The sequence below is a fragment of the Klebsiella sp. CN_Kp104 genome (genome assembly GCF_040064515.1).
Lineage (GTDB): Bacteria > Pseudomonadota > Gammaproteobacteria > Enterobacterales > Enterobacteriaceae > Klebsiella > Klebsiella aerogenes.
This window is the reverse complement of the sequence record NZ_JBEAII010000002.1, coordinates 648,073-668,103: the sequence shown is the minus strand read 5'-3', so window position 1 is coordinate 668,103 and position 20,031 is coordinate 648,073. Positions and strand designations below refer to the sequence as shown.

Below are 20,031 nucleotides of genomic sequence, written 5' to 3'. Positions count from 1 at the left end.
GGAGGGAGATGGTGAAAGCAGAGGCAGAAATGATGTTTTTTATGATAACAGTTACTCACTGTTATTCTTTTTTATTTATGTGTTGAATTTATACTTTATTATTTTGCATTATTAAAAATGATAAATTTGCGGGCGTTATTTTATGTCTCTTAGTTCTTTCTTATTATTTTTAAGTTTTTTTGTGCGATTTTCCTTAATGTGCTGATGTTTTTTGTCATTGCTTCTGCTAGTTTATATCTTGCTGTGTTTTTCATCGCTTTTATGTCGCGATGCATTGAAACTGTTTATTGTTATTTTTATTTAATTAAATTTTTATATGACTGGTAATGAGAAGGGGGCGCATTTTGACAAGAAATGCTCTACGGAGTTTATTAATTGTAATTATGTTGATGATGGTTTTTTGGGCTGCTCTGTCTTATGGCGTATATTTAATGGTGAGCTAAATGAATTTACATGTTTAACAAAGGCATATGGAACCAGTAGTAAGGTCAGGTTTCAGGAAATATAATTAAACCATGGATATCCCTCGCAAGCAGACATTGACGTTGCTGATAAATATAGCGGCGACAGGCATTTGCACGCTCTTTGAATGCTGCAGGCCTGGCGCATCAGGCCTATGAGTGTGGGAATGTTTATATGATCTCAACCCAGGAAAATTTAGGGTGGAGAATCATAGTCGATATACCCAATTGATAACAACCCTGCGTAGGGGTTAACTATTTTCACCATAAAGCATATTAGCTTTTTCATTTGGCCATTGTTGAATTACCCCACATGGATAGACGTGGCTACCCAGAGACAGTGTATAAGAGATCTCTTTTTTTTCATTTTCCGTACGGCCCCAAAGTATATCGATAGCGTCATCATTTTGCACAATAAAATTTTTAGACAGTTGATCGTATTTTATTGGCACAAATTTCAAATACTGCCCTTGTGGCGATTGCGGGGTAGTGGATTGAAAAAGATCGAGATCTCCGCTTTTACTATTCATTAGCCCAATAATTTGCCTTCCATCGGGCAGGTATTTAATCTGGACTTCAATCGTTTTACCACAAAGCTGATGGGCATTCGCAGGAGTATTGCCCAGTATCGGCGCGCCAGCTGTACTGGCTTGCGCGGCGCAACATAATAAAAGTGTCGATGCGAGAAATAATTTGTTCACTGTATGAATGTATTCTTATGGAAGTTGAAGATATTCTAAATAGAATAATAACCTGTTCAAATTATTTGAAAAGATAAATTGCTGACAACTATTGCACTTTCAGAATTACGCCCACCTGCGATAAAAAGTCCGTTAATGGACTTGCTAAGGAGATGAAACTTACAGCAATGATTTATATCAGTTATAAAAACATGCCACTTTTTAACAGCTGATATATCATAGGGCGCAACGTCACTTTTTGGACCTTGCGATGAAAAAGTACCAGCAGCTTGCGCAACAATTAACCGACCAGATCGCCCTCGGCGTTTGGCAACCCGGCGATCGGCTGCCCTCCTTACGCGAACAGGTTGTCAGCAGCGGAATGAGTTTTATGACCGTCAGCCATGCCTACCAGTTACTGGAAAGCCAGGGACGAATTATCGCTCGTCCGCAATCGGGTTATTACGTTGCGCCGCAGCCGGTGAAGCAGCGCCAACCGGATCCCCCGGCGCAGGTGACGCGTAATGAATCCGTTGATATCAACACCTATATTTTCGACGTCCTGCAGGCCAGCCGTCAGGCGTCGATGCTGCCTTTTGCTTCCGCCTTTCCCGACCCGCGGCTGTTTCCTCTACAGCAGCTAAACCGTTCTTTGGCGCAGGTGAGTAAAACCGCCACCGCCATGAGCGTGATCGAGAACCTGCCGCCTGGTAACGATGAGCTTCGTCATGCGATTGCCCGGCGTTATGCGTTGCAGGGAATGAACGTGTCGCCGGATGAGATCGTCATCACCGCCGGGGCGTTGGAGGCGTTGAACCTCAGCCTGCAGGCGGTGACTGAGCCCGGCGACTGGGTCGTCGTAGAAAATCCGTGCTTTTACGGTGCGCTGCAGGCACTCGAACGATTGCGGCTTAAGGCGCTATCGGTGGCCAGCGATGTGAAAGAGGGGATCGATCTGGCCGCGTTGGAACAGGCATTACAAAATTATCCGGTTAAAGCCTGTTGGCTAATGACCAATAGCCAGAACCCGCTCGGATTTACGCTGACGGCAGAAAAAAAAGCGCAACTGGTGGCGCTATTGACGCGCTATAACGTGATGCTGATTGAAGATGACGTTTACAGTGAGTTGTACTTTGGACGGGAAAAACCGCTACCCGCAAAGTACTGGGATCGTGATGAGATGACGCTGCACTGCAGCTCATTTTCCAAATGCCTGGTTCCAGGTTTTCGTATCGGCTGGGTCGCCGCTGGCCGACATGCCCGCCGTATTCAGCAACTGCAGCTGATGAGTACGCTATCGACCAGTTCGCCGATGCAACTGGCGCTGGTGGATTATCTGTCTACCAAACGCTACGACGCACATTTACGCCGGTTGCGGCGTCAGCTTGCCGAGCGAAAACAGCTGGCCTGGCAAGCGCTACTGCGTTTTTTACCCGCCGAGGTCAAAATTCACCATAGCGACAGCGGTTATTTCCTGTGGCTTGAGTTGCCCGCCGGCGTCGATGCTGGCGAACTCAGTGCTCTGGCGTTACGGGATAACATCAGTATTGCGCCGGGTAAAATGTTTTCTACCACCGCTAACTGGACCTCATTCTTCCGTTTTAATACCGCATGGGGCTGGGGAGAAAAAGAGGAGCAGGGAGTCAAACGGCTCGGCGAACTTATACGTCAACTTTTGCCTTAGTTTATTCATCGCTGTTTTTTTAATTGCCGGTTTATTTTTCCCGGCAATTAATTTCCGGCATTCTCGTATACATTAATCAGGGTTAAATACCCGTTAACGCCGGGCTGTCATAGGGAATATGCATACTCAACCCTTTGCCATAACTCCTTGTCTATAATCCATATTATCGAATCGTGGCGGCGATTTTTGCGGAATGCGCCCCGGGTCACAACCTGAGTAAATTTCCCCAGAGCCCCGCAGGCCGCCGTCTACCCTTATTAAAGGAGATATTTTTACGGCACGGCTGCCGCTACCTTTATTCTGACAGGAGTAAGTTCAAATGAGCAAAAAATTTGCCCGTGGCAGCCTGTGCGTGCTGAGTATGGTTTTTGTTACTGCGCAAGCCGCAGAACCGCCGACATCGCTGGATAAAGGTGAAGGTCGGCTCGATATTATTGCCTGGCCGGGTTATATCGAACGCGGCCAGACGGATAAGAATTATGACTGGGTAAGTCAATTCGAAAAAGAGAGCGGCTGCCAGGTTAATGTGAAAACTGCCGCCACCTCCGATGAAATGGTCAGTTTGATGGCGAAGGGCGGCTACGATCTGGTCACCGCATCCGGCGACGCCTCGTTGCGCCTGATTATGGGCAAGCGTGTACAGGCGATTAATACCGCGCTGATCCCCAACTGGAAAACGCTTGACCCGCGAGTTGCTAAAGGCGCGTGGTTTAACGTCGGCGATAAAGTGTACGGCACGCCCTATCAGTGGGGGCCGAACCTGCTGATGTACAACACCAAAACCTTCCCGACGCCGCCGGATAGCTGGAAAGTGGTTTTCGTCAAACAGGATTTACCGGACGGAAAAAGTAACCAGGGGCGGGTTCAGGCCTATGATGGACCGATTTATATCGCCGACGCGGCGCTCTTTGTCAAAGCAACGCAGCCGCAGTTAGGAATTAACGATCCCTATGAACTCACTGAAACACAGTATCAGGCGGTGTTAAAGGTTCTGCAGGATCAGCATCCGCTGGTTCACCGCTACTGGCACGATGCGACCGTTCAGATGAGCGACTTCAAAAACGAAGGGGTGGTTGCTTCCGGCTCCTGGCCATATCAGGCCAATGGCCTTAAAGGTGAAGGGCAGCCCGTTGCTACCGTCTTCCCGAAAGAAGGCGTGACCGGCTGGTCTGATACCACGATGTTACATAGTGAGGCGAAGCATCCGGTATGCGCTTATAAGTGGATGAACTGGTCGCTGACGCCGAAAGTACAGGGCGATGTCGCCGCCTGGTTTGGATCGCTGCCAGTCGTGCCGCAGGGCTGTAAGGCGAGCACGCTACTGGGAGACAAAGGCTGCGAAACTAACGGCTACAACCAATTCGACAAGATTGCGTTCTGGAAAACGCCAATTGCCCAAGGCGGCAAATATGTCCCTTATAGCCGTTGGACTCAGGACTATATCGCGATTATGGGTGGCCGCTAAGCGCCTGGAGACTGAACATGACGTACGCGGTAGAGTTTAATGACGTTTCGCGTCTGTACGGTGACGTGCGCGCGGTGGATGGCGTGAGCATCGCCATTCGCGATGGTGAATTTTTCTCTATGCTGGGGCCGTCCGGCTCCGGCAAAACTACCTGCCTGCGCTTAATCGCAGGCTTCGAACAGCTATCCGGCGGTTCGATTCGTATTTTTGGCCAGCCTGCCAGCGAATTACCGCCATGGCAGCGCGACGTGAACACGGTTTTTCAGGATTACGCGCTATTCCCTCATATGTCGATTATCGACAATGTCGCCTACGGGCTGATGGTGAAAGGGGTGGGCAAAAAAGAACGCCATCTTCGCGCCCAGCAAGCATTAGAGAAAGTAGCGCTTGGCTTTGTTCACGCGCGTAAACCTTCACAGCTTTCCGGCGGCCAGCGGCAGCGGGTCGCCATTGCCCGCGCGTTGGTTAATCAACCGCGGGTGCTGCTCTTAGATGAACCGTTGGGAGCGTTGGATTTAAAACTACGTGAACAGATGCAGGTGGAGTTAAAAAAACTTCAGCAATCGCTGGGTATCACTTTCATTTTTGTTACCCACGATCAGGGTGAAGCGCTATCGATGTCCGATCGCGTGGCGGTGTTTAATAATGGTCGCATTGAACAGGTCGACTCGCCGCACGATCTCTATTTACGTCCTAAAACCGCCTTTGTCGCCGGATTCGTCGGCACCGCGAACGTTTTTACCTCTGAAATTTCTCAGAGGCTATGTGGCTTGTCCGGCGCCTGGTCGTTGCGCCCGGAACATATCCGCCTGAATAGCGGCGGTGATATCCAGGTACAGGGGACCGTCCAGGCGGTACAGTTTCAGGGCGCGTCTACGCGTATTGAACTGAAACTCGCTGCGGGCGATAAGCTGTTAGTCAGCCAGGCCAACGTCGATGGCGGGGCGGCGGTTGGCACACCGCAGTTGGGGCAACAGGTATCAGCCGGCTGGTCGCGTTCGGCGATGGTTTCCCTGGAAAACGGAGGCTGAGATGACGATGGCGCTTGTGCAACCGACGACCGGGCGAGTGTCAGGACTGTTCTGGCGAAAACCCTCATTGGGCCTGTTTTTACTGCTGCTGGGGCCGTTGATGTGGTTTGGCATCGTCTATCTGGGATCGCTCCTGACGCTGTTATGGCAAAGCTTCTATACCTTTGATGACTTTACGATGTCGGTCACCACGGATTTGACGCTCGCTAACCTAAAGGCGCTGTTCAATCCCGCCAACTACGACATCATTATCCGTACCCTGGTGATGGCCATCTGCGTGACTATGGCCAGCGCAATCCTGGCATTGCCGATGGCCTGGTATATGGCGCGTTATACCCGCGGCAAGATGAAAGCTTTCTTTTATATCGCGGTAATGTTACCGATGTGGGCAAGTTATATCGTCAAGGCCTACGCCTGGACGCTATTGCTCGCGAAAGACGGCGTGGCGCAATGGTTTCTCGGCCATCTTGGCCTGGAGAGCGTGTTAAATATGGTATTGACCATCCCGGCGGTCGGCGGCAATACCTTGTCGACCTCCGGGCTCGGGCGATTCATGGTATTTGTCTATATCTGGCTACCGTTCATGATCCTGCCGGTGCAGGCGGCGCTGGAACGTCTGCCGCCATCGCTGTTGCAGGCCTCCGCCGATTTAGGCGCCCGCCCGCAACAAACCTTCCGCTACGTGGTATTGCCTTTAGCCATACCGGGCATCGCGGCGGGGTCTATTTTTACCTTTTCCCTCACCCTTGGCGATTTTATTGTCCCGCAACTGGTGGGACCGCCCGGTTTCTTTATCGGCAACATGGTCTATTCGCAGCAGGGCGCGATTGGCAATATGCCGATGGCAGCGGCGTTCACGTTGGTGCCGATTGTTCTTATTGCACTCTATCTGGCGTTTGTTAAGCGCCTGGGAGCGTTTGATGCACTCTGAACACGCACCGTTGTTTCTCAAAATCGCCACCTGGGGGGGAGTGATATTTCTCCATTTTCCACTGCTGATTATCGCCCTGTATGCCTTTAACACAGAGGATGCCGCTTTTAGCTTCCCGCCGAAGGGGCTGACTTTACGCTGGTTCAGCGAGGCGGCAGCTCGTGCCGATATCATTGAATCGGTGACGTTGTCACTTAAAGTCGCCGCCTTATCCACGGCAATTGCGCTGGTGTTAGGTACGCTCGCCGCCGGGGCGCTGTGGCGGAGCACGTTTTTTGGTAAGAATGCCGTGTCGCTGCTGTTGCTGTTGCCGATTGCGCTTCCCGGCATTATTACCGGTCTGGCGCTATTGACGGCATTCAAAGCCGTCAATCTTGAGCCAGGGTTGCTCACTATCGTAGTGGGTCATGCGACCTTCTGCGTGGTGGTGGTGTTTAACAACGTCATTGCCCGATTTCGCCGGACATCATGGAGTCTGGTGGAAGCATCAATGGATCTTGGGGCAACAGGCTGGCAAACCTTCCGTTACGTGGTGCTGCCCAATCTGGGTTCGGCGCTGCTGGCGGGCGGCATGCTGGCCTTCGCTCTTTCCTTTGATGAAATTATCGTCACTACCTTTACTGCCGGACACGAACGGACGCTCCCGCTGTGGTTGTTAAATCAGCTGGGGCGTCCGCGCGATGTGCCGGTCACCAACGTGGTCGCGCTGTTGGTGATGCTAGTGACGACTGTACCCATCCTGGGGGCCTGGTGGCTAACCCGTGACGGCGAGTATAACGCCGAAAGCGGAAAATAATACACTTTACAGGATCATGCTATGCAACATAACCTTTTGATAAACGGTAAATTAGTGGCGGGTGAGGGCGAAGTACTGCCGGTATTCAATCCTGCCAACGGTGAAGCGATTATTGAGATTGCGGAGGCGACCGAGGCGCAGGTCGATGCCGCCGTCAATGCTGCAGATCGTGCGTTTGTCAGCTGGAGCCAGACAACGCCGAAAACTCGCGCCGAATGTTTACTGAAAATGGCTGACGTTATTACCGAACATGCAGAAACGCTGGCGAAACTGGAGTCCTTAAACTGCGGTAAGCCGCTGCATTGTGTTATCAATGACGAAATGCCGGCGATTGCCGATGTGTTTCGCTTCTTCGCCGGCGCCGCGCGTTGTCTGCCGGGAATGGCGGCAGGAGAGTATCTGGAGGGGCATACTTCGATGATCCGCCGCGATCCAGTCGGCGTAGTGGCCTCGATTGCACCGTGGAACTATCCGTTGATGATGGCGGCCTGGAAGCTGGCGCCCGCGCTGGCGGCTGGTAACTGCGTGGTCATTAAACCTTCGGAAATCACTCCGCTTACGGCATTGAAGCTGGCGGAGCTCGCAAAAGATATTTTCCCGGCCGGGGTCATTAACGTGCTTTTTGGCCGTGGTCCAACCGTTGGCGATCCGCTCACCGGCCACAGTAAAGTACGCATGGTTTCCCTGACCGGCTCGATCGCCACCGGCGCCCATATCATTGGTCATACGGCTTCTTCGATTAAACGTACCCATATGGAGCTGGGTGGTAAAGCGCCGGTTATCGTTTTTGATGATGCCGATATTGATGCCGTCGTTGAAGGCATTCGCACCTTCGGTTTTTATAACGCCGGCCAGGACTGTACTGCCGCCTGTCGTATCTATGCGCAGCAAGGCGTCTACGATCGGCTGGTTGAAAAATTAGGCGCTGCCGTGGCCAGCCTGAAAATGGGGCAACCGGACGATCCGTCTACGGAGCTGGGGCCGGTGAGTTCTCTTGCGCATCTGGAGCGGGTGACAGCAGCGGTCAACGCCGCACGCGCTTTACCGCATATTAAAGTGGTCACCGGCGGCAGTCGCGCTGCAGGGAATGGTTACTATTTCCAGCCCACGCTGTTGGCTGGCGCCCGGCAGCAGGATGCTATCGTACAACGTGAAGTTTTTGGCCCGGTAGTCAGCGTGACGTCGTTTAGCGATGAGGAACAAGTGTTAACCTGGGCTAATGATTCGCAGTATGGTCTGGCCTCCTCGGTATGGACGCAGGATGTGGGTCGCGCTCATCGTCTGAGCGCGCGCTTACAGTACGGTTGCACCTGGGTAAACACCCATTTCATGCTGGTTAGCGAAATGCCGCACGGTGGGCAGAAGTTGTCTGGATACGGCAAAGATATGTCGATGTACGGCCTGGAGGATTACACGGTGGTTAGGCATGTGATGGTGAAACATTAAACATTAACGTACCGGCAGAATTATCAGGCTAATAGTTGCAATAGCAACAAATGTTAAAACAGATAAGGGGTAATATGAGAGTATTCTTATACCCCTTCAAGAGCTAAGCCATTGTGAGTGCCGGAGATAAGCGCCGGATGGGGTGTAAACCATTAAGAGTCTGTTCTTAATCATTATGAGATCCCTGCAGATTAATGCGGGGATTTTTTTGCGAATCGCCTTTTATATCGATGCTACAATTAACGTTTGTCTTTTTTAGAAGGCAAACCCGAATGGCGGCGCTCACGAATATAAGAGAGAAGGCTGTAGATAGCTACAACCAATAAAATTAATGCTATTAATAGCGCTGCTATTCCTGACATAAGCAACCTCAAAATAAGTAAGAGAAAAAGCAAATACGTTATAACGAATAGTCATGAACCTATGCGGAAAACCGTGAATTTGCAAATAATAATTTCTATCACTTAATCGAATAAATAGCACAAATTAACAAATGAAAATGTCGAATCCGCATTACCTATATGGTTGGGGAAGTTGTTTGTTGATTATCTGCACAAGCCAATTTAAGAAAATTCTCACCCCTTAAGTCCATTGTAGCCAATTATCTATAACACCGTACGAGGAGTGTCAGATCATTTTGTTATTGCCAATAATATAAATATCCTTCCGCTGGCAAGAGGTCATAGGGCGGATAGCACTCGATGCTTTCTATACCGGAAGACAATAATTGTAGCGATAATGTTAAATTCACGGCATGGATCGTAGCAGTAGCGGTGACGGGTGTGTATGTGATTTGACTTTGTTGGGGCGCTCATGAGAAAATTTTACATAATTTGTTATTCTGAAGTTGAATTGGTTTGAAAAAGCTAGCATATCTCTTGTTACTCATCGGCGTAAGCGCAATGCTTTACGGTAATCTCCCTGCCCAGCGTATTAGTCGCTGTGAAAGCCAGGGGGCAACTGTGGGCGTTTGCGCAATGGTTGAATGGGATAGCGAAAAGCTAAATTTCTTACCGCAATATAACCCTGAAAATCATGAGATTATCGCGGTGCTTCAGCAACAAGATGCTGGGGAACGCGCGACAATAAAATCATAAAAAAAAGCAGCCATTGAAGCTGCTTTTTTAGGTTTAGTTGCTGAAAAAATTACTAAAGCCAACCAAAACGAACGGATAACAGGCTAATAAGCGCAAGCGCTGCGCCGACATTAATCAGAATTACGGTTTTGCTGGAAACATCCATAACGCCACCTTTATGAGTAAGCCCCTACATTTATAGTCGGTCGCATAGAGTTGCGCTATCGGACAACACTGAATCGATCGTTATTCCATGGTCTTTGCAGCGGTTTGTTTTGTGAGGTATTGATCTCTGACGTCCTAAGTGGTGCGGGAGATGGCGCGCATTGCGCGGCGTCTGACAGGGAAGGAAAAAAATGACTTTATACCAGAAAATGCTGGTTTTTTATGCCGTAATGGGCTGTATCTGCGCGTTGATAAGCTGGTTTTTAACTAAGGAAAGCCGTTGTATTCGCCTGCTGGCTGCGTTGCTGATTGGTGCCACCTGGCCATTCAGCTTCCCTATGGCGCTGCTGGTTTCTCTATTCTGAACAACAGAAATGGCTGGCCTAATTGTCTTGATAGCTGTATATAAATACAGTTAAAAATAATAAGGATGCCATCTGATGAACAGCTTCTATTCGCATTTAGCCGGTGCAACGGTCCGTTGGTTTGATTTCCAAGGCCAGGGGGACCCTATTGTGTTCATTCATGGGTTAGGTTGCGCCTCTTCATACGATTACCCGCCAGTGGTTTCTAACCCTATATTGAATAGGCGCCGGGCCTTACTAATTGATCTTCCAGGCTATGGTTACAGCGATAAACCGCTTCAGTTTGGCTACCGAATTGCTGACCAGGCTGCGGTCGTTGTGGAGTTGCTGAACAAATTGCAGGTCAACCGCTGCATTCTCTTCGGCCATAGTATGGGGGGCAGTGTGGCTATTGAGGCAGCGCAGCGGCTGGGCAAACGCGTTGAGGCCTTAATTGTCGCCGAGCCCAATCTCTATGCCGGTGGGGGATTCTATAGCTGTAAAATCGCCGGGCAGACGGAAGATGATTTTATCGCCAACGGCTATCAGTCGATGCTGGCGGAAGAAACGTCCCCATGGAAAGGTTGCCTACAAAATAGCGCACCGTGGGCGTTATGGCGGGGAGCTACCAGCCTGGTAGTAGGTGCTTCTCCCTCGTGGTTTGAGCGTTTTATTCACCTGCAATGCCGCAAGACGCTTATCTACGGTAGTTTATCGCTACCCTCACAGGAAGCGGAAGACGTCGAAACTGCGGGTATCGCATTGGCTGTCATACCACAGGCGGGGCATTCGATGGCATGGGAAAACCCGGCCGCGCTGGCGCGCGTGATTGCCGGGTTGCTCTGAATGCATCGCGGTAAATCAGAACGGTAATTCGCGCGGGCGAGTTTGCATGGTTATCCAGCGAAGTTCGGTGAATTCAGCGATCCCGGCGCGTCCGCCGAAGCGGCCATAGCCGGACGATTTACAGCCGCCGAAAGGCATCTGTGCTTCATCATGTACGGTAGGGCCGTTAATATGGCAAATACCGGTTTGCAGGTTCTGCGCCACATTCCAGGCGCGAGCGGTATCGCGACTATAAACCGCTGCCGCCAGGCCGTATTCGCTCTCGTTAGCGACGGCCAGAGCCTCTTCCTCGCCGTTGACCCTAATCACCGATTTGACCGGGCCAAAAGATTCTTCGTGCCATATTCGCATCTCACGCGTCACGCCATCCAGCAGGGTGGCGCGCATTTGCGTTGATTCCGCCTTTCCACCGCAGAGCAAACGAGCTCCCTTGTTCAGTGCATCATCAATCAACGCGTTGCAGCGTTGTACCGTTTTCATCTCGACCACCGGGCCGAGAAGCGTAGAAGGCAGCGCGGCGGCGCGTTGGCTGATTAATGCGACGAACTCATCCGCGATGCTCTCATCGACAATTATGCGTTCGGTGGACATACAAATCTGTCCGGCGTTAGCGAAAGCGCCAAAAATCGCGCCCGCCGCCGCCTGCTGAAGATCGGCATCATCCAGTACCAGTAGAGGCGCTTTGCCACCCAGCTCAAGTATTGCCGGTTTAAGATATTCTCCACAAGTGCGCGCAATAATGCGCCCAACGGGGGTCGACCCGGTAAAATTCACGCGTCGTACGGCGGGGTGAGCAATCAGCGTTTCCACTAGCGCAGGCGCGTCGGCTGGCGAGCAGGTGAGATAATTCACCACGCCGTCGGGAAAGCCCGCCGCGGCGAGGGCATCGATGATTAAGCTATGCGTCGCGGGCGAGAGTTCCGAGCCCTTGAGAATCACCGTATTGCCGCACGCAAGCGGCGTGGCGATGGCTCTGGTGGCCAGAATCAGCGGTGCGTTCCACGGCGCCATCGCCAATACGATGCCTGCGCCCTGACGCAAGCCCATTGCCAGATTACCCGGCACATCGGAGGGAATCACTTGTCCTTCTACTTGGGTGGTTAGCGCTGCAGCTTCGCGTAAGATATCTGCCGCCAGATGCACGTTAAATCCGGCCCAGTGCGCCGTCGCGCCGGTCTCCGCCGCCATGGTAGCAATAAATTTCGCCTCTCTAAGCTGCATTTGCGCGGCGGCTTCCAGCAACAGCCGGCGACGCTCGGATGGGGTGCTGTCCCGCCATGAAGGGAATGCGGCGGCGGCCCTATCTGCACAGCGACGGGCGTCATTGAGGCTTGCCGCTGCGGCGATAGAGGCTGTCTCGTTATTTTGCGGATGGCGACGGATAAAAGTGGCGCGGCCTTCGGCATCGTGCCAGCGGCCGCCGCTATATAAGCTGCAGGTTATAGTCATTAGCGTAACCTCATTGGTCTGCGGAGTGTCGAGTCTACCGCCATACCTCATTGCGCAGCGGCGAAAGGGCGGTTATCGCACAACTTTTTTGCAGATTTCTCAGCGGGTCACAACTTAGTACAATAATGAGAACGGCGAACATGGGCCGCAGCAGACACAATCCATTCGCCACGGCCCAAAGAGGAAAGTTAATGTAATGGTTGTACCTGTAGTGCGTCAGAATATTGTTTTAGCTTTTTAATTTTATCTTTTAATATCCAGCTTAACTCAGAAATATTCATTTTTATTTCGTCAATATCGACCGAACTGCCTTCCACGAAGGCAGGCGTTGTGCCGACGATGCCGCTCGCCAACGCTTTATTTGTTTCACAGCGATAGCCGATCTCATAAAGCTTATCGCTTAGCTTTTTCTCGAAAGCGTTGAGATTGTCATAGGCCCTGAGATAGTCCGTAATTTGGGCGGCGGAATGTAATATATAAAATCGTGATTTCACGGCCGGCGTTTTATCGAGGTCAATAGCAATTGAGTCGTCGGGAATAAACAGATTAACGGTAGGCACCGCCGCGGCTTGCGAACGTTGAGTCACATCATAGACACCACCATCGTCGGCCTGTAAGGCGGCATGATGTGTTGCGACCAGAAAACAGCCAGGCCAGTAGTTTATTTCCCAGCCCAGCAGCATTTTTCCACCGACCTGTTCGATCGCCGCGCTGACGTTCCAGTAGGCGTTTCCCTCGGGCCCCGGTTTATCAATGACCGGGAGATAGATCGGACTGGCGCCAGGATTCAACTGTTCGGCAAATTGCAACAACCGCGGATCGTTGAGGGTGATAGGCTGATAAATCGAATTCGTCATGTAACGCTCCTTTGACTGAAAAGGGACAATGCGGCACGCGAATGGATTTTAGTCGGAAAAAGGCATTTTGTCGTACCGGTGCGCGAGTCACTGGCTTTCGTTATGAGAAGAGCCGCAAATAGCGCTAACCTTATGAGTTAAAGTGTGAATCTAATAGCGATTCATTATTTGCTGGTTGTATTCCGCTGTGCTGTTATTAGTGGGCATATAACAAATTTATAAGGTTTATAACCATGTCTACAGGGAAATCACTACTTGCACTGGCACTAAGCGCACTGCTGCCAGCCGGCGCCGCGTTGGCTGGGGCCAACGACACGCTGGTCTACTGTTCGGAAGCCTCGCCGGAATCCTTTAACCCGCAAATCGCCAGCTCTGGTCCTTCATTCGTTGCCAGCTCACAGGTGCTCTATAACCGCTTGATAACCTTTGACCCGCTTAAAAACACACCGATTCCGTCGCTGGCGACCGAATGGAAAGTGTCCCCGGATGGTAAAACCTGGACCTTTACGCTGCGTAAGGGCGTGCAGTTCAACAGCAATAAATACTTTAAGCCGACCCGCGATTTCAATGCGGATGATGTGCTGTTCTCGGTGCTGCGCCAGCAGGATCCGCAGCATCCTTATCACAACGTGTCGCAGGGCAATTATGAATATTTCCACGACGTTGGCCTTGATAAGCTGATTAAAGAAGTGAAGAAGATCGATGATTACCACGTTCAGTTTGTGCTGAGCGAGCCCAATGCGGCGTTTCTCGCCGATTGGGGGATGGACTTCGCTTCGATTCTTTCTGCTGAATATGCCGATGCGATGTTGAAAAAAGGGACGCCGGAATACGTTGATAGTTGGCCTATTGGTACCGGCCCCTATGCGCTGCAGCAGTACAAAGTGGATTCACAAATCCGCTATATCGCCAATCCGCATTATTGGGAAGGTGAGGTGCCGACTAAACATCTGATCTTCTCCATCACGCCGAACGTTGAGACTCGTCTGGCTAAGCTGCAGACCAACGAATGCCAGATCATTCCCGCGCCATCGCCGGTACAGTTCCCGGTGATTAAAGGGAATAAAGATCTGGCGTTACACGCGGTGGAGGCGTTGAACGTGGGGTATCTGGCGTTTAATACGCAAAAGAAACCGTTTGATAACGTGCTGGTACGTCAGGCGCTGAACTACGCCACCGACAAGCAGGCGATTGTGAAAGCGGTCTTCCTGGATTCCGGCAACGTGGCGAAATCGCCGATCCCAGCCAATATGCTCGGTTACAAAAAGGATTTGCCGGATTACGACTACAATCCGCAGAAAGCGAAAGCGTTACTTAAGCAGGCCGGGTTGGAGCAGGGCGCAGAAGTGACCCTGTGGTCGATGCCGGTACAGCGCCCGTATAACCCGAACTCGAAGCGTGTCGCTGAAATGATTCAGAACGACTGGAGCAAAGTCGGCATTAAAGCGAAAATCGTCAGCTATGAGTGGGGCGAATACCTTTCCGGTATGCGCAAGGGCGAGCATGATAGCGCGCTGTTTGGCTGGATGTCCGATAACGGCGATCCGGACAACTTCGCTGGTACGCTGCTCAGCTGTGATAATATCAAAACCGGCTCCAACGTAGCGCGCTGGTGCGATAAGTCCTATGACGCTCTGGTGAAAAAAGCGCTTCTGGTGAGCGATCCGCAGGCGCGGGCTAAACTTTACCAACAGGCCCAGGAAATCTTCTATCAGCAGGCGCCGTGGATCACGCTGGCGACGGGGAAAACTTTCTACGCCACCCGCAGCAACGTCAGCGGTTATAGCGTGAGTCTGATGGGAAGCGATTTTTCCAAAGCTAAGCTGAATTGATCGAAAAGGAGAACAGGATGGCACATCTGGACGATGTCATTGCCAGGGTCGATGACACCATTGCCGGGGGCGTGATTGCCCCTATGAACGAGCTACTGATCGCGTTAAGCGACGATGTCGAGCTGGGCCGTGAAGAGCGTTATACCCAGCAGCAGCGCCTGCGGACAGCGATAGCCCATCACGGGCGGCAACATCATGAAGATCAGGAAGCGCGCCGCGAACAGTTAACCAAAGGCGGCGAGATCCTTTAAGGGTGAGCTCAAAACTGGCGTCTGGCCACCAGCCAGACATAATCAGGCAGACTACACTAAGCCTAACAAAGGTCAGAAGTGTATTGATATTTAAGAATACGTTTAACTGAATTTAAGTAGTTCTACAAGGCACTTAGACCTAAAACCCAAATCATTAACCCGCGCAATATGTGCGGGTTTTTTATTGGCCAAGGAAAACCAAAATGAAAATTAAAGCGCTATTAATCGCCACCGCTGTGATCATTCTGACATCTACTACAACTGCATACGCTTGCCCTAAAGGTGAGCACCCACACGGAGGGACGGGAAGTCATCATAAGGGGGGGTATTGCTCTTATGAACAGTAAGGCGTTGCCGTTAATTGTTGTTGTGATAACTCTTTCTGGGTGCTCTGGGCCGGGACAGGCAAGGCACACTCAATGCCAGGAACTCAAGGAAAATGCTTACGGTGAGAGTTGGGGGGCTGCCTTATCCGGTGGCGTAGGGCAGATAAGAGCCGACATTGACAAGGCTAGATATGAGCGCTGTGAGGAGATGTTTGATCTGGTTCAGTACCGTGCTCAACTGCAACAAGAGCAAGCTGAAGCGGCTGCAGAAGCTCAGGAGCGACAAAAGCTTTTGGTGGAAAGAGCGAATAGTCCGGAAATGCAAGCAAAGTTAAAGTCTGCCTCGTTGGGAGATTTGGTGAAATGTGAAAAGGCTTTGCAAAACAAAGATGATACTCATGCTGTCGATGTGAAAGCAATGGTTTCATACGTTTGTGAGAAGGAGGTCGACAGGAGAGTGGATGCTGGTTTGGTTAGCCGTAGCAAGGTAAATACAATGCTTAATCAGGCAGGTAATCAAGAGTCGTTATAATGAAAATTTTTTGCCTATTGTGTGCGATTTTTCTTATGGAACCAGTCTACGCAAGTTGCGAATCTGGTCACTGGATTCAAACTAAGAATGATGATGGGACGTTACTTACTCTAGAAGATGGATCGGTTTGGCGGGTTATTAATGGTGGTCAGGTTGACTCTCAACTATGGCTTGAAGTTGACGACGTCCTGCTTTGTGATGATGGAACTATGATTAATACGAGTGAACAAAACGAGCAAGTGTCGGTGGAACTTCTTTCTCGCTAAGCTGTTTCGAGTTTACATCACTTTTCGGGGAATTTTTCCAAGAGCTTAAAAGTGGATGCAAATAAGAATCTCTTATTATGTTCTTGAAGTTTAGACTTTTTACTTAGTACTAACTAGCGGTTAAGATGGCCTCTACTTTATTCGTATTCGATTCACAGTATTGAATATAATTTTGTGCAGGCAAGAGGTCTCACTGTAATTATTGCAAATGAAGAACGATAACATTCAATAATCAGACCCGTTTTTGCTCATATCTATGAAGTGCATGAGTTATATGTTTTAAAAGTTTTTGGGAGATTACTATTTAATCAGATATCAAAACTGGCGCCTGGCCACCAACCAGGCGCCGACCACCAGCATCACCGCCCCGCATACTGGCCCGATTAACGCCCTAATCGGCACGCCGTGGGCGCGAATCAAATCAATAATCAACCCGCCTACCAGTTGACTGGCCACCAGTACCGCAATGGTCGTCGCCGCCCCTACGGTTTGATAACCGCTGATGCTGGCGAAGACGAAAAACGATCCCAGTAGGCCGGGTATGAGGGTCCACCATTTGATATTCAGCGCCAGTTCCTGAAAACCTGCCGCGCCGTGGCGCAATAGCAAAATAGTCACAAAAATAACAATTCCCACCAGCGAATTGAGCAACATGGCGATAAGAATCGTCGAGGCGGATTGGGTAATGCGGACCATCAGGGTGTTTTGCAACACCAGACCGACACCCGCCGCTATCAGGCAGGCAAGGGTGAGCGACTGATTCATGCCTCGCCGTCCGGATCCAGGCGATCGTCGAGCTGCAGCTGCATAAAGGTCAGATCCAGCCAGCGGCCGAATTTAGTCCCCACCTGCGGCATCTGCCCACTGGTGATAAATCCCAGGGTTTCATGCAGATGCAACGAAGCGTGATTGCGGGATTCAATTCCGGCTACCATCACATGTTTGTGCAGACGCCGCGCTTCAGCGATAAGCGCGACTAACAACTTGCGGCCGATCCCCTTACCCTGATGATCGGGATGGACATACACCGAATGTTCAACGGTATGGCGGAAACCGTCAAATGCGCGCCAGTCGCCGAACGAGGAGTACCCGGTAATGACGCCGTTTTCTTCACTCACCAGCACCGGATAACCGGCAATCTGCCGGGCTTCAAACCAGGCAATACGGTTATCGGTATCGACGGTTTTGTCATTCCAGATGGCAGCGGTATGCAGTACGGCGTGATTATAGATTTCGGCGATCGCCGCGCAATCGTCTTTACTGGCATGGCGGATGGACATAGCAAGCCTCAAAGTCTGTACACTATAGTAGTACGGTATTATTACAATAATGAACGGCAGGCTGTCATCAGTTTTAGCAATAAATTTTACACAGAACGCGCAGTGTCGGGGATAGCGGACAGTTGTGTAATACGGTGGTGCACACTATATTGTTACGCCATGAATACTATAGAAGACAACCTCAATCAGCGCATTAGCGCACGCATTCGTATCGAACGCGAGTCCCGCGGCTGGTCGTTGAGCGATTTGGCTGAACGCGCCGGGGCCTCGCGGGCAATGGTGCATAAAATTGAACGTGGCGAGAGTAGCCCCACCGCGGCGATGCTGGGCCGTCTCTCTGGCGCGTTTGGCATCAGTATGTCGACGTTAATTGCGCGTGCAGAGATGCAGGATGGCAAGCTTTTGCGCTTTGCCAACCAGCCGGTGTGGCGCGATCCGCAAAGCCACTATTTGCGCCGGCACGTCTCGCCGCGTAGCGATCTGCCGATCGACCTGGTGCAAATAGAGTTGCCGGCCGGCAGCGATGTACCGATGCCCGCTTCTTCGTACGCGCTGGCGCGACAGCTCATCTGGCTACAGCAGGGTGAATTAGTTTTTGTTGAAGGGAATACTCGCCATCAGATGCAGGCGGGGGATTGTCTGGAACTGGGGCCGCCCAACGATTGCCGGTTTATCAATGAGTCCAGCGAGACTTGCGTCTATCTGGTGGTACGCCTGAATCAATCCGGCTCATAATGTTAAAGCGCGTTAAGCATAAAACGGCTAGCCTCAGTACAGGCCGTTAACAAGAGGAGTTTGCTATGACCGCTAATCCACAACGCCATCACCGCTGGATATTGGCTTCACGCCCGCACGGTGAACCTACCGCCGAAAATTTCAGACTGGAAGAGGGCGATCTGCCGACGCCGGGGGCGAACCAGATCCTGCTGCGGACTATTTATTTGTCACTCGACCCTTATATGCGCGGACGGATGAGCGATGCGCCTTCTTATTCGCCACCGGTGGAGATTGGCGCGGTGATGGTCGGGGGGACGGTAAGCCGTGTGGTGAGCTCTAATCACCCTGATTTTAAACCCGGTGAGTGGGTGCTTGGCTATAGTGGCTGGCAGGATTATGCGCTTTCCGATGGTAGCGATTTGGTTAAGCTCGGCGACAATCCTGAACACCCTTCCTGGGCGCTGGGGGTGTTAGGTATGCCGGGATTTACCGCTTATATGGGGCTGCTGGACATCGGCCAGCCGAAAGCGGGCGAAACGCTGGTGGTAGCGGCGGCAACCGGCCCGGTGGGGGCAACCGTCGGGCAGATCGGCAAACTTAAAGGCTGCCGCACCGTCGGCATTGCCGGCGGCGCCGAGAAATGTCGTTATGCGGTAGAGACGTTAGGCTTCGATGTTTGTCTTGATCACCGCGCTGCGGATTTCAGCCAACAGTTGGCGCAGGCCTGCCCACAGGGCATCGATGTTTACTATGAAAACGTTGGCGGCAAAGTCTTTGATGCGGTCCTGCCGTTGTTGAATACCGCGGCGCGGGTTCCCGTGTGTGGACTGGTTAGCGGCTACAACGCCACCGCGCTGCCGGATGGACCGGATCGGCTGCCGCTGCTGATGGCGACGATCCTTAAAAAACGTATCCGTATGCAGGGCTTTATCATCGGCCAGGATTACGGCCATCGCATTGCCGAGTTTCAGCAGCAAATGGGGCGCTGGGTACAGGAAGGTAAAATCAAATACCGTGAGCAGCAGATTGACGGCCTGGAGCAGGCGCCGCAGGCGCTGATTGGCCTGCTGAAGGGAGAAAACTTCGGCAAAGTGGTGATTAACGTCGCAGCGGAGGAGTAACGTTACCGCCTTCTCTAACGCCCCCGAAGATGCGTGCGGGGGCGGTTTCGTCGCCTCTAAGCAAAAAAATGACTAATCCATACTTTTATTAATGGTTTGCTTTTCCGTGAGCGGCTTTTTATCCTTAAGGAAACTTAAGAGGTTAATGCGATGAAAGATGTAGTTGATAAATGCAGTACCAAAGGCTGCGCCATTGATGTTGGCACCATTATTGATAACGAAGACTGCGTTTACCGGGTCGAGAAACTTTTCCCTACCCGTGAAGAAGCGGAGTCTGCGGTAGCGGCCATTCGCGAACGCGCCGTTGCCGCCGCCAGCGAAACGCCGAGCGTAGATTACACGATTGAGCCGGTGGGTAATGAGGCGAAACTGGACGCGGCGGTGAATTTCTCCTGCCAGGCGGAAAAAATTATTTTCGAATTGTCCTTAAGAAGCGCGTTCTAACAGAATGCGGCGGAATAAAAAGGGATCCCAA

Annotated in this window: 22 protein-coding genes; 15 read left to right on the top strand and 7 right to left on the bottom strand. The window is 51.3% G+C overall.

All coding sequences use genetic code 11. From position 1 onward, the window contains the following. Positions 1-712: 712 nt before the first annotated feature. Positions 713-1,162 (bottom strand): hypothetical protein, encoded by a 450-nt coding sequence (locus ABLU80_RS05200; RefSeq protein ID WP_157195314.1) that lies wholly within the window; start codon positions 1,160-1,162, stop codon positions 713-715. A 250-nt stretch (positions 1,163-1,412) separates the two neighbouring features. Here ABLU80_RS05200 and ABLU80_RS05195 point away from each other — a divergent pair, with 250 nt between their 5' ends. From ABLU80_RS05195 to patD, 6 genes are all read left to right on the top strand, one after another. Further along, on the top strand, positions 1,413-2,825 hold the full coding sequence (locus tag ABLU80_RS05195) for a PLP-dependent aminotransferase family protein (protein ID WP_032705828.1): 1,413 nt from the start codon (positions 1,413-1,415) through the stop codon (positions 2,823-2,825). 319 nt (positions 2,826-3,144) lie between these two features. Then, the gene (ydcS, locus tag ABLU80_RS05190; RefSeq protein ID WP_015366405.1) at positions 3,145-4,290 is read left to right on the top strand and encodes a putative ABC transporter substrate-binding protein YdcS; all 1,146 of its coding nucleotides are present in this window, start codon (positions 3,145-3,147) and stop codon (positions 4,288-4,290) included. Between the two features lie 17 nt (positions 4,291-4,307). Beyond that, entirely contained in the window at positions 4,308-5,321 is a 1,014-nt protein-coding gene (locus ABLU80_RS05185) for an ABC transporter ATP-binding protein (protein WP_042897256.1), read from the top strand. 1 nt (position 5,322) lies between these two features. Then, on the top strand, positions 5,323-6,252 hold the full coding sequence (locus tag ABLU80_RS05180) for an ABC transporter permease (RefSeq protein WP_015366407.1): 930 nt from the start codon (positions 5,323-5,325) through the stop codon (positions 6,250-6,252). Next, entirely contained in the window at positions 6,242-7,048 is an 807-nt protein-coding gene (locus ABLU80_RS05175; RefSeq protein ID WP_348849789.1) for an ABC transporter permease, read from the top strand. Before ABLU80_RS05180 ends, ABLU80_RS05175 begins: the two co-directional genes overlap by 11 nt. Positions 7,049-7,069: 21 nt before the next feature. Further along, positions 7,070-8,494 carry an aminobutyraldehyde dehydrogenase gene (gene patD, locus ABLU80_RS05170; protein WP_015366409.1) on the top strand — a complete coding sequence of 475 codons (1,425 nt, stop codon included), beginning with the start codon at positions 7,070-7,072 and terminating at the stop codon, positions 8,492-8,494. 239 nt (positions 8,495-8,733) lie between these two features. Here patD and ABLU80_RS05165 read toward each other — a convergent pair whose 3' ends face one another. Further along, positions 8,734-8,856, bottom strand: a complete 123-nt coding sequence (locus tag ABLU80_RS05165; RefSeq protein WP_074167285.1) for a small membrane protein — start codon at positions 8,854-8,856, stop codon at positions 8,734-8,736. Positions 8,857-9,351: 495 nt separating this feature from the next. Between ABLU80_RS05165 and ABLU80_RS05160 the strand changes: the two genes are divergently transcribed. After that, positions 9,352-9,591, top strand: coding sequence for a hypothetical protein (locus ABLU80_RS05160; protein ID WP_042897265.1), 240 nt, complete (start codon positions 9,352-9,354; stop codon positions 9,589-9,591). Positions 9,592-9,643: 52 nt separating this feature from the next. Here ABLU80_RS05160 and yncL read toward each other — a convergent pair whose 3' ends face one another. Further along, positions 9,644-9,736 (bottom strand): stress response membrane protein YncL, encoded by a 93-nt coding sequence (gene yncL / locus ABLU80_RS05155; RefSeq protein ID WP_015705556.1) that lies wholly within the window; start codon positions 9,734-9,736, stop codon positions 9,644-9,646. 190 nt (positions 9,737-9,926) lie between these two features. Between yncL and ABLU80_RS05150 the strand changes: the two genes are divergently transcribed. Next, positions 9,927-10,100, top strand: coding sequence for a GhoT/OrtT family toxin (locus tag ABLU80_RS05150; RefSeq protein ID WP_015366412.1), 174 nt, complete (start codon positions 9,927-9,929; stop codon positions 10,098-10,100). Between the two features lie 75 nt (positions 10,101-10,175). After that, on the top strand, positions 10,176-10,925 hold the full coding sequence (locus ABLU80_RS05145) for an alpha/beta hydrolase (protein ID WP_348849788.1): 750 nt from the start codon (positions 10,176-10,178) through the stop codon (positions 10,923-10,925). A 15-nt stretch (positions 10,926-10,940) separates the two neighbouring features. On the opposite strand, the gene ABLU80_RS05140 is transcribed toward ABLU80_RS05145, so the two are convergent. Beyond that, positions 10,941-12,374: an aldehyde dehydrogenase gene (locus ABLU80_RS05140; RefSeq protein WP_348849787.1), complete on the bottom strand. Its 1,434-nt coding sequence runs from the start codon at positions 12,372-12,374 to the stop codon at positions 10,941-10,943. 188 nt (positions 12,375-12,562) lie between these two features. Beyond that, the gene (locus ABLU80_RS05135) at positions 12,563-13,231 is read right to left on the bottom strand and encodes a hypothetical protein (RefSeq protein WP_020078678.1); all 669 of its coding nucleotides are present in this window, start codon (positions 13,229-13,231) and stop codon (positions 12,563-12,565) included. 233 nt (positions 13,232-13,464) lie between these two features. Between ABLU80_RS05135 and ABLU80_RS05130 the strand changes: the two genes are divergently transcribed. The 3 genes from ABLU80_RS05130 to ABLU80_RS05120 all read left to right on the top strand — a co-directional run bounded on the left by ABLU80_RS05130 (position 13,465) and on the right by ABLU80_RS05120 (position 16,172). After that, complete coding sequence (locus tag ABLU80_RS05130) at positions 13,465-15,063, top strand: ABC transporter substrate-binding protein (RefSeq protein WP_348849786.1); 1,599 nt, start codon at positions 13,465-13,467, stop codon at positions 15,061-15,063. A gap of 17 nt (positions 15,064-15,080) precedes the next feature. Continuing rightward, positions 15,081-15,314, top strand: coding sequence for a YdcY family protein (locus ABLU80_RS05125; RefSeq protein ID WP_063445727.1), 234 nt, complete (start codon positions 15,081-15,083; stop codon positions 15,312-15,314). A gap of 336 nt (positions 15,315-15,650) precedes the next feature. Further along, positions 15,651-16,172, top strand: a complete 522-nt coding sequence (locus ABLU80_RS05120) for a hypothetical protein (protein ID WP_221694496.1) — start codon at positions 15,651-15,653, stop codon at positions 16,170-16,172. Positions 16,173-16,753: 581 nt separating this feature from the next. Here ABLU80_RS05120 and ABLU80_RS05115 read toward each other — a convergent pair. Both ABLU80_RS05115 and ABLU80_RS05110 read right to left on the bottom strand, forming a co-directional pair. Beyond that, positions 16,754-17,203, bottom strand: a complete 450-nt coding sequence (locus tag ABLU80_RS05115; RefSeq protein WP_047048744.1) for a DMT family transporter — start codon at positions 17,201-17,203, stop codon at positions 16,754-16,756. Next, complete coding sequence (locus tag ABLU80_RS05110) at positions 17,200-17,718, bottom strand: GNAT family N-acetyltransferase (RefSeq protein ID WP_221694495.1); 519 nt, start codon at positions 17,716-17,718, stop codon at positions 17,200-17,202. Before ABLU80_RS05110 ends, ABLU80_RS05115 begins: the two co-directional genes overlap by 4 nt. Positions 17,719-17,877: 159 nt before the next feature. On the opposite strand from ABLU80_RS05110, the gene ABLU80_RS05105 reads away from it, so the two are divergent. The 3 genes from ABLU80_RS05105 to ABLU80_RS05095 all read left to right on the top strand — a co-directional run bounded on the left by ABLU80_RS05105 (position 17,878) and on the right by ABLU80_RS05095 (position 20,000). Then, positions 17,878-18,453 carry an XRE family transcriptional regulator gene (locus ABLU80_RS05105; RefSeq protein ID WP_348849785.1) on the top strand — a complete coding sequence of 192 codons (576 nt, stop codon included), beginning with the start codon at positions 17,878-17,880 and terminating at the stop codon, positions 18,451-18,453. A gap of 65 nt (positions 18,454-18,518) precedes the next feature. Next, positions 18,519-19,556 carry an NADP-dependent oxidoreductase gene (locus ABLU80_RS05100; RefSeq protein WP_348849784.1) on the top strand — a complete coding sequence of 346 codons (1,038 nt, stop codon included), beginning with the start codon at positions 18,519-18,521 and terminating at the stop codon, positions 19,554-19,556. A 150-nt stretch (positions 19,557-19,706) separates the two neighbouring features. Further along, entirely contained in the window at positions 19,707-20,000 is a 294-nt protein-coding gene (locus ABLU80_RS05095) for a DUF406 domain-containing protein (protein WP_015705548.1), read from the top strand. The last annotated feature ends 31 nt before the right edge of the window (positions 20,001-20,031 follow it).

Excerpts from the sequence above, each read along its gene's own strand:
- ABLU80_RS05115 (WP_047048744.1), bottom strand. The coding sequence starts at position 17,203 with ATGAATCAGTCGCTCACCCTTGCCTGCCTGATAGCGGCGGGTGTCGGT.
- ABLU80_RS05185 (WP_042897256.1), top strand. The coding sequence starts at position 4,308 with ATGACGTACGCGGTAGAGTTTAATGACGTTTCGCGTCTGTACGGTGAC.
- ABLU80_RS05140 (WP_348849787.1), bottom strand. The coding sequence starts at position 12,374 with ATGACTATAACCTGCAGCTTATATAGCGGCGGCCGCTGGCACGATGCC.
- ABLU80_RS05110 (WP_221694495.1), bottom strand. The coding sequence starts at position 17,718 with ATGTCCATCCGCCATGCCAGTAAAGACGATTGCGCGGCGATCGCCGAA.
- ABLU80_RS05175 (WP_348849789.1), top strand. The coding sequence starts at position 6,242 with ATGCACTCTGAACACGCACCGTTGTTTCTCAAAATCGCCACCTGGGGG.
- ABLU80_RS05130 (WP_348849786.1), top strand. The coding sequence starts at position 13,465 with ATGTCTACAGGGAAATCACTACTTGCACTGGCACTAAGCGCACTGCTG.
- ABLU80_RS05100 (WP_348849784.1), top strand. The coding sequence starts at position 18,519 with ATGACCGCTAATCCACAACGCCATCACCGCTGGATATTGGCTTCACGC.
- yncL (WP_015705556.1), bottom strand. The coding sequence starts at position 9,736 with ATGGATGTTTCCAGCAAAACCGTAATTCTGATTAATGTCGGCGCAGCG.
- patD (WP_015366409.1), top strand. The coding sequence starts at position 7,070 with ATGCAACATAACCTTTTGATAAACGGTAAATTAGTGGCGGGTGAGGGC.
- ABLU80_RS05165 (WP_074167285.1), bottom strand. The coding sequence starts at position 8,856 with ATGTCAGGAATAGCAGCGCTATTAATAGCATTAATTTTATTGGTTGTA.
- ABLU80_RS05195 (WP_032705828.1), top strand. The coding sequence starts at position 1,413 with ATGAAAAAGTACCAGCAGCTTGCGCAACAATTAACCGACCAGATCGCC.
- ABLU80_RS05135 (WP_020078678.1), bottom strand. The coding sequence starts at position 13,231 with ATGACGAATTCGATTTATCAGCCTATCACCCTCAACGATCCGCGGTTG.
- ABLU80_RS05105 (WP_348849785.1), top strand. The coding sequence starts at position 17,878 with ATGAATACTATAGAAGACAACCTCAATCAGCGCATTAGCGCACGCATT.
- ABLU80_RS05145 (WP_348849788.1), top strand. The coding sequence starts at position 10,176 with ATGAACAGCTTCTATTCGCATTTAGCCGGTGCAACGGTCCGTTGGTTT.
- ABLU80_RS05095 (WP_015705548.1), top strand. The coding sequence starts at position 19,707 with ATGAAAGATGTAGTTGATAAATGCAGTACCAAAGGCTGCGCCATTGAT.
- ABLU80_RS05150 (WP_015366412.1), top strand. The coding sequence starts at position 9,927 with ATGACTTTATACCAGAAAATGCTGGTTTTTTATGCCGTAATGGGCTGT.
- ydcS (WP_015366405.1), top strand. The coding sequence starts at position 3,145 with ATGAGCAAAAAATTTGCCCGTGGCAGCCTGTGCGTGCTGAGTATGGTT.
- ABLU80_RS05180 (WP_015366407.1), top strand. The coding sequence starts at position 5,323 with ATGACGATGGCGCTTGTGCAACCGACGACCGGGCGAGTGTCAGGACTG.
- ABLU80_RS05120 (WP_221694496.1), top strand. The coding sequence starts at position 15,651 with ATGAACAGTAAGGCGTTGCCGTTAATTGTTGTTGTGATAACTCTTTCT.
- ABLU80_RS05125 (WP_063445727.1), top strand. The coding sequence starts at position 15,081 with ATGGCACATCTGGACGATGTCATTGCCAGGGTCGATGACACCATTGCC.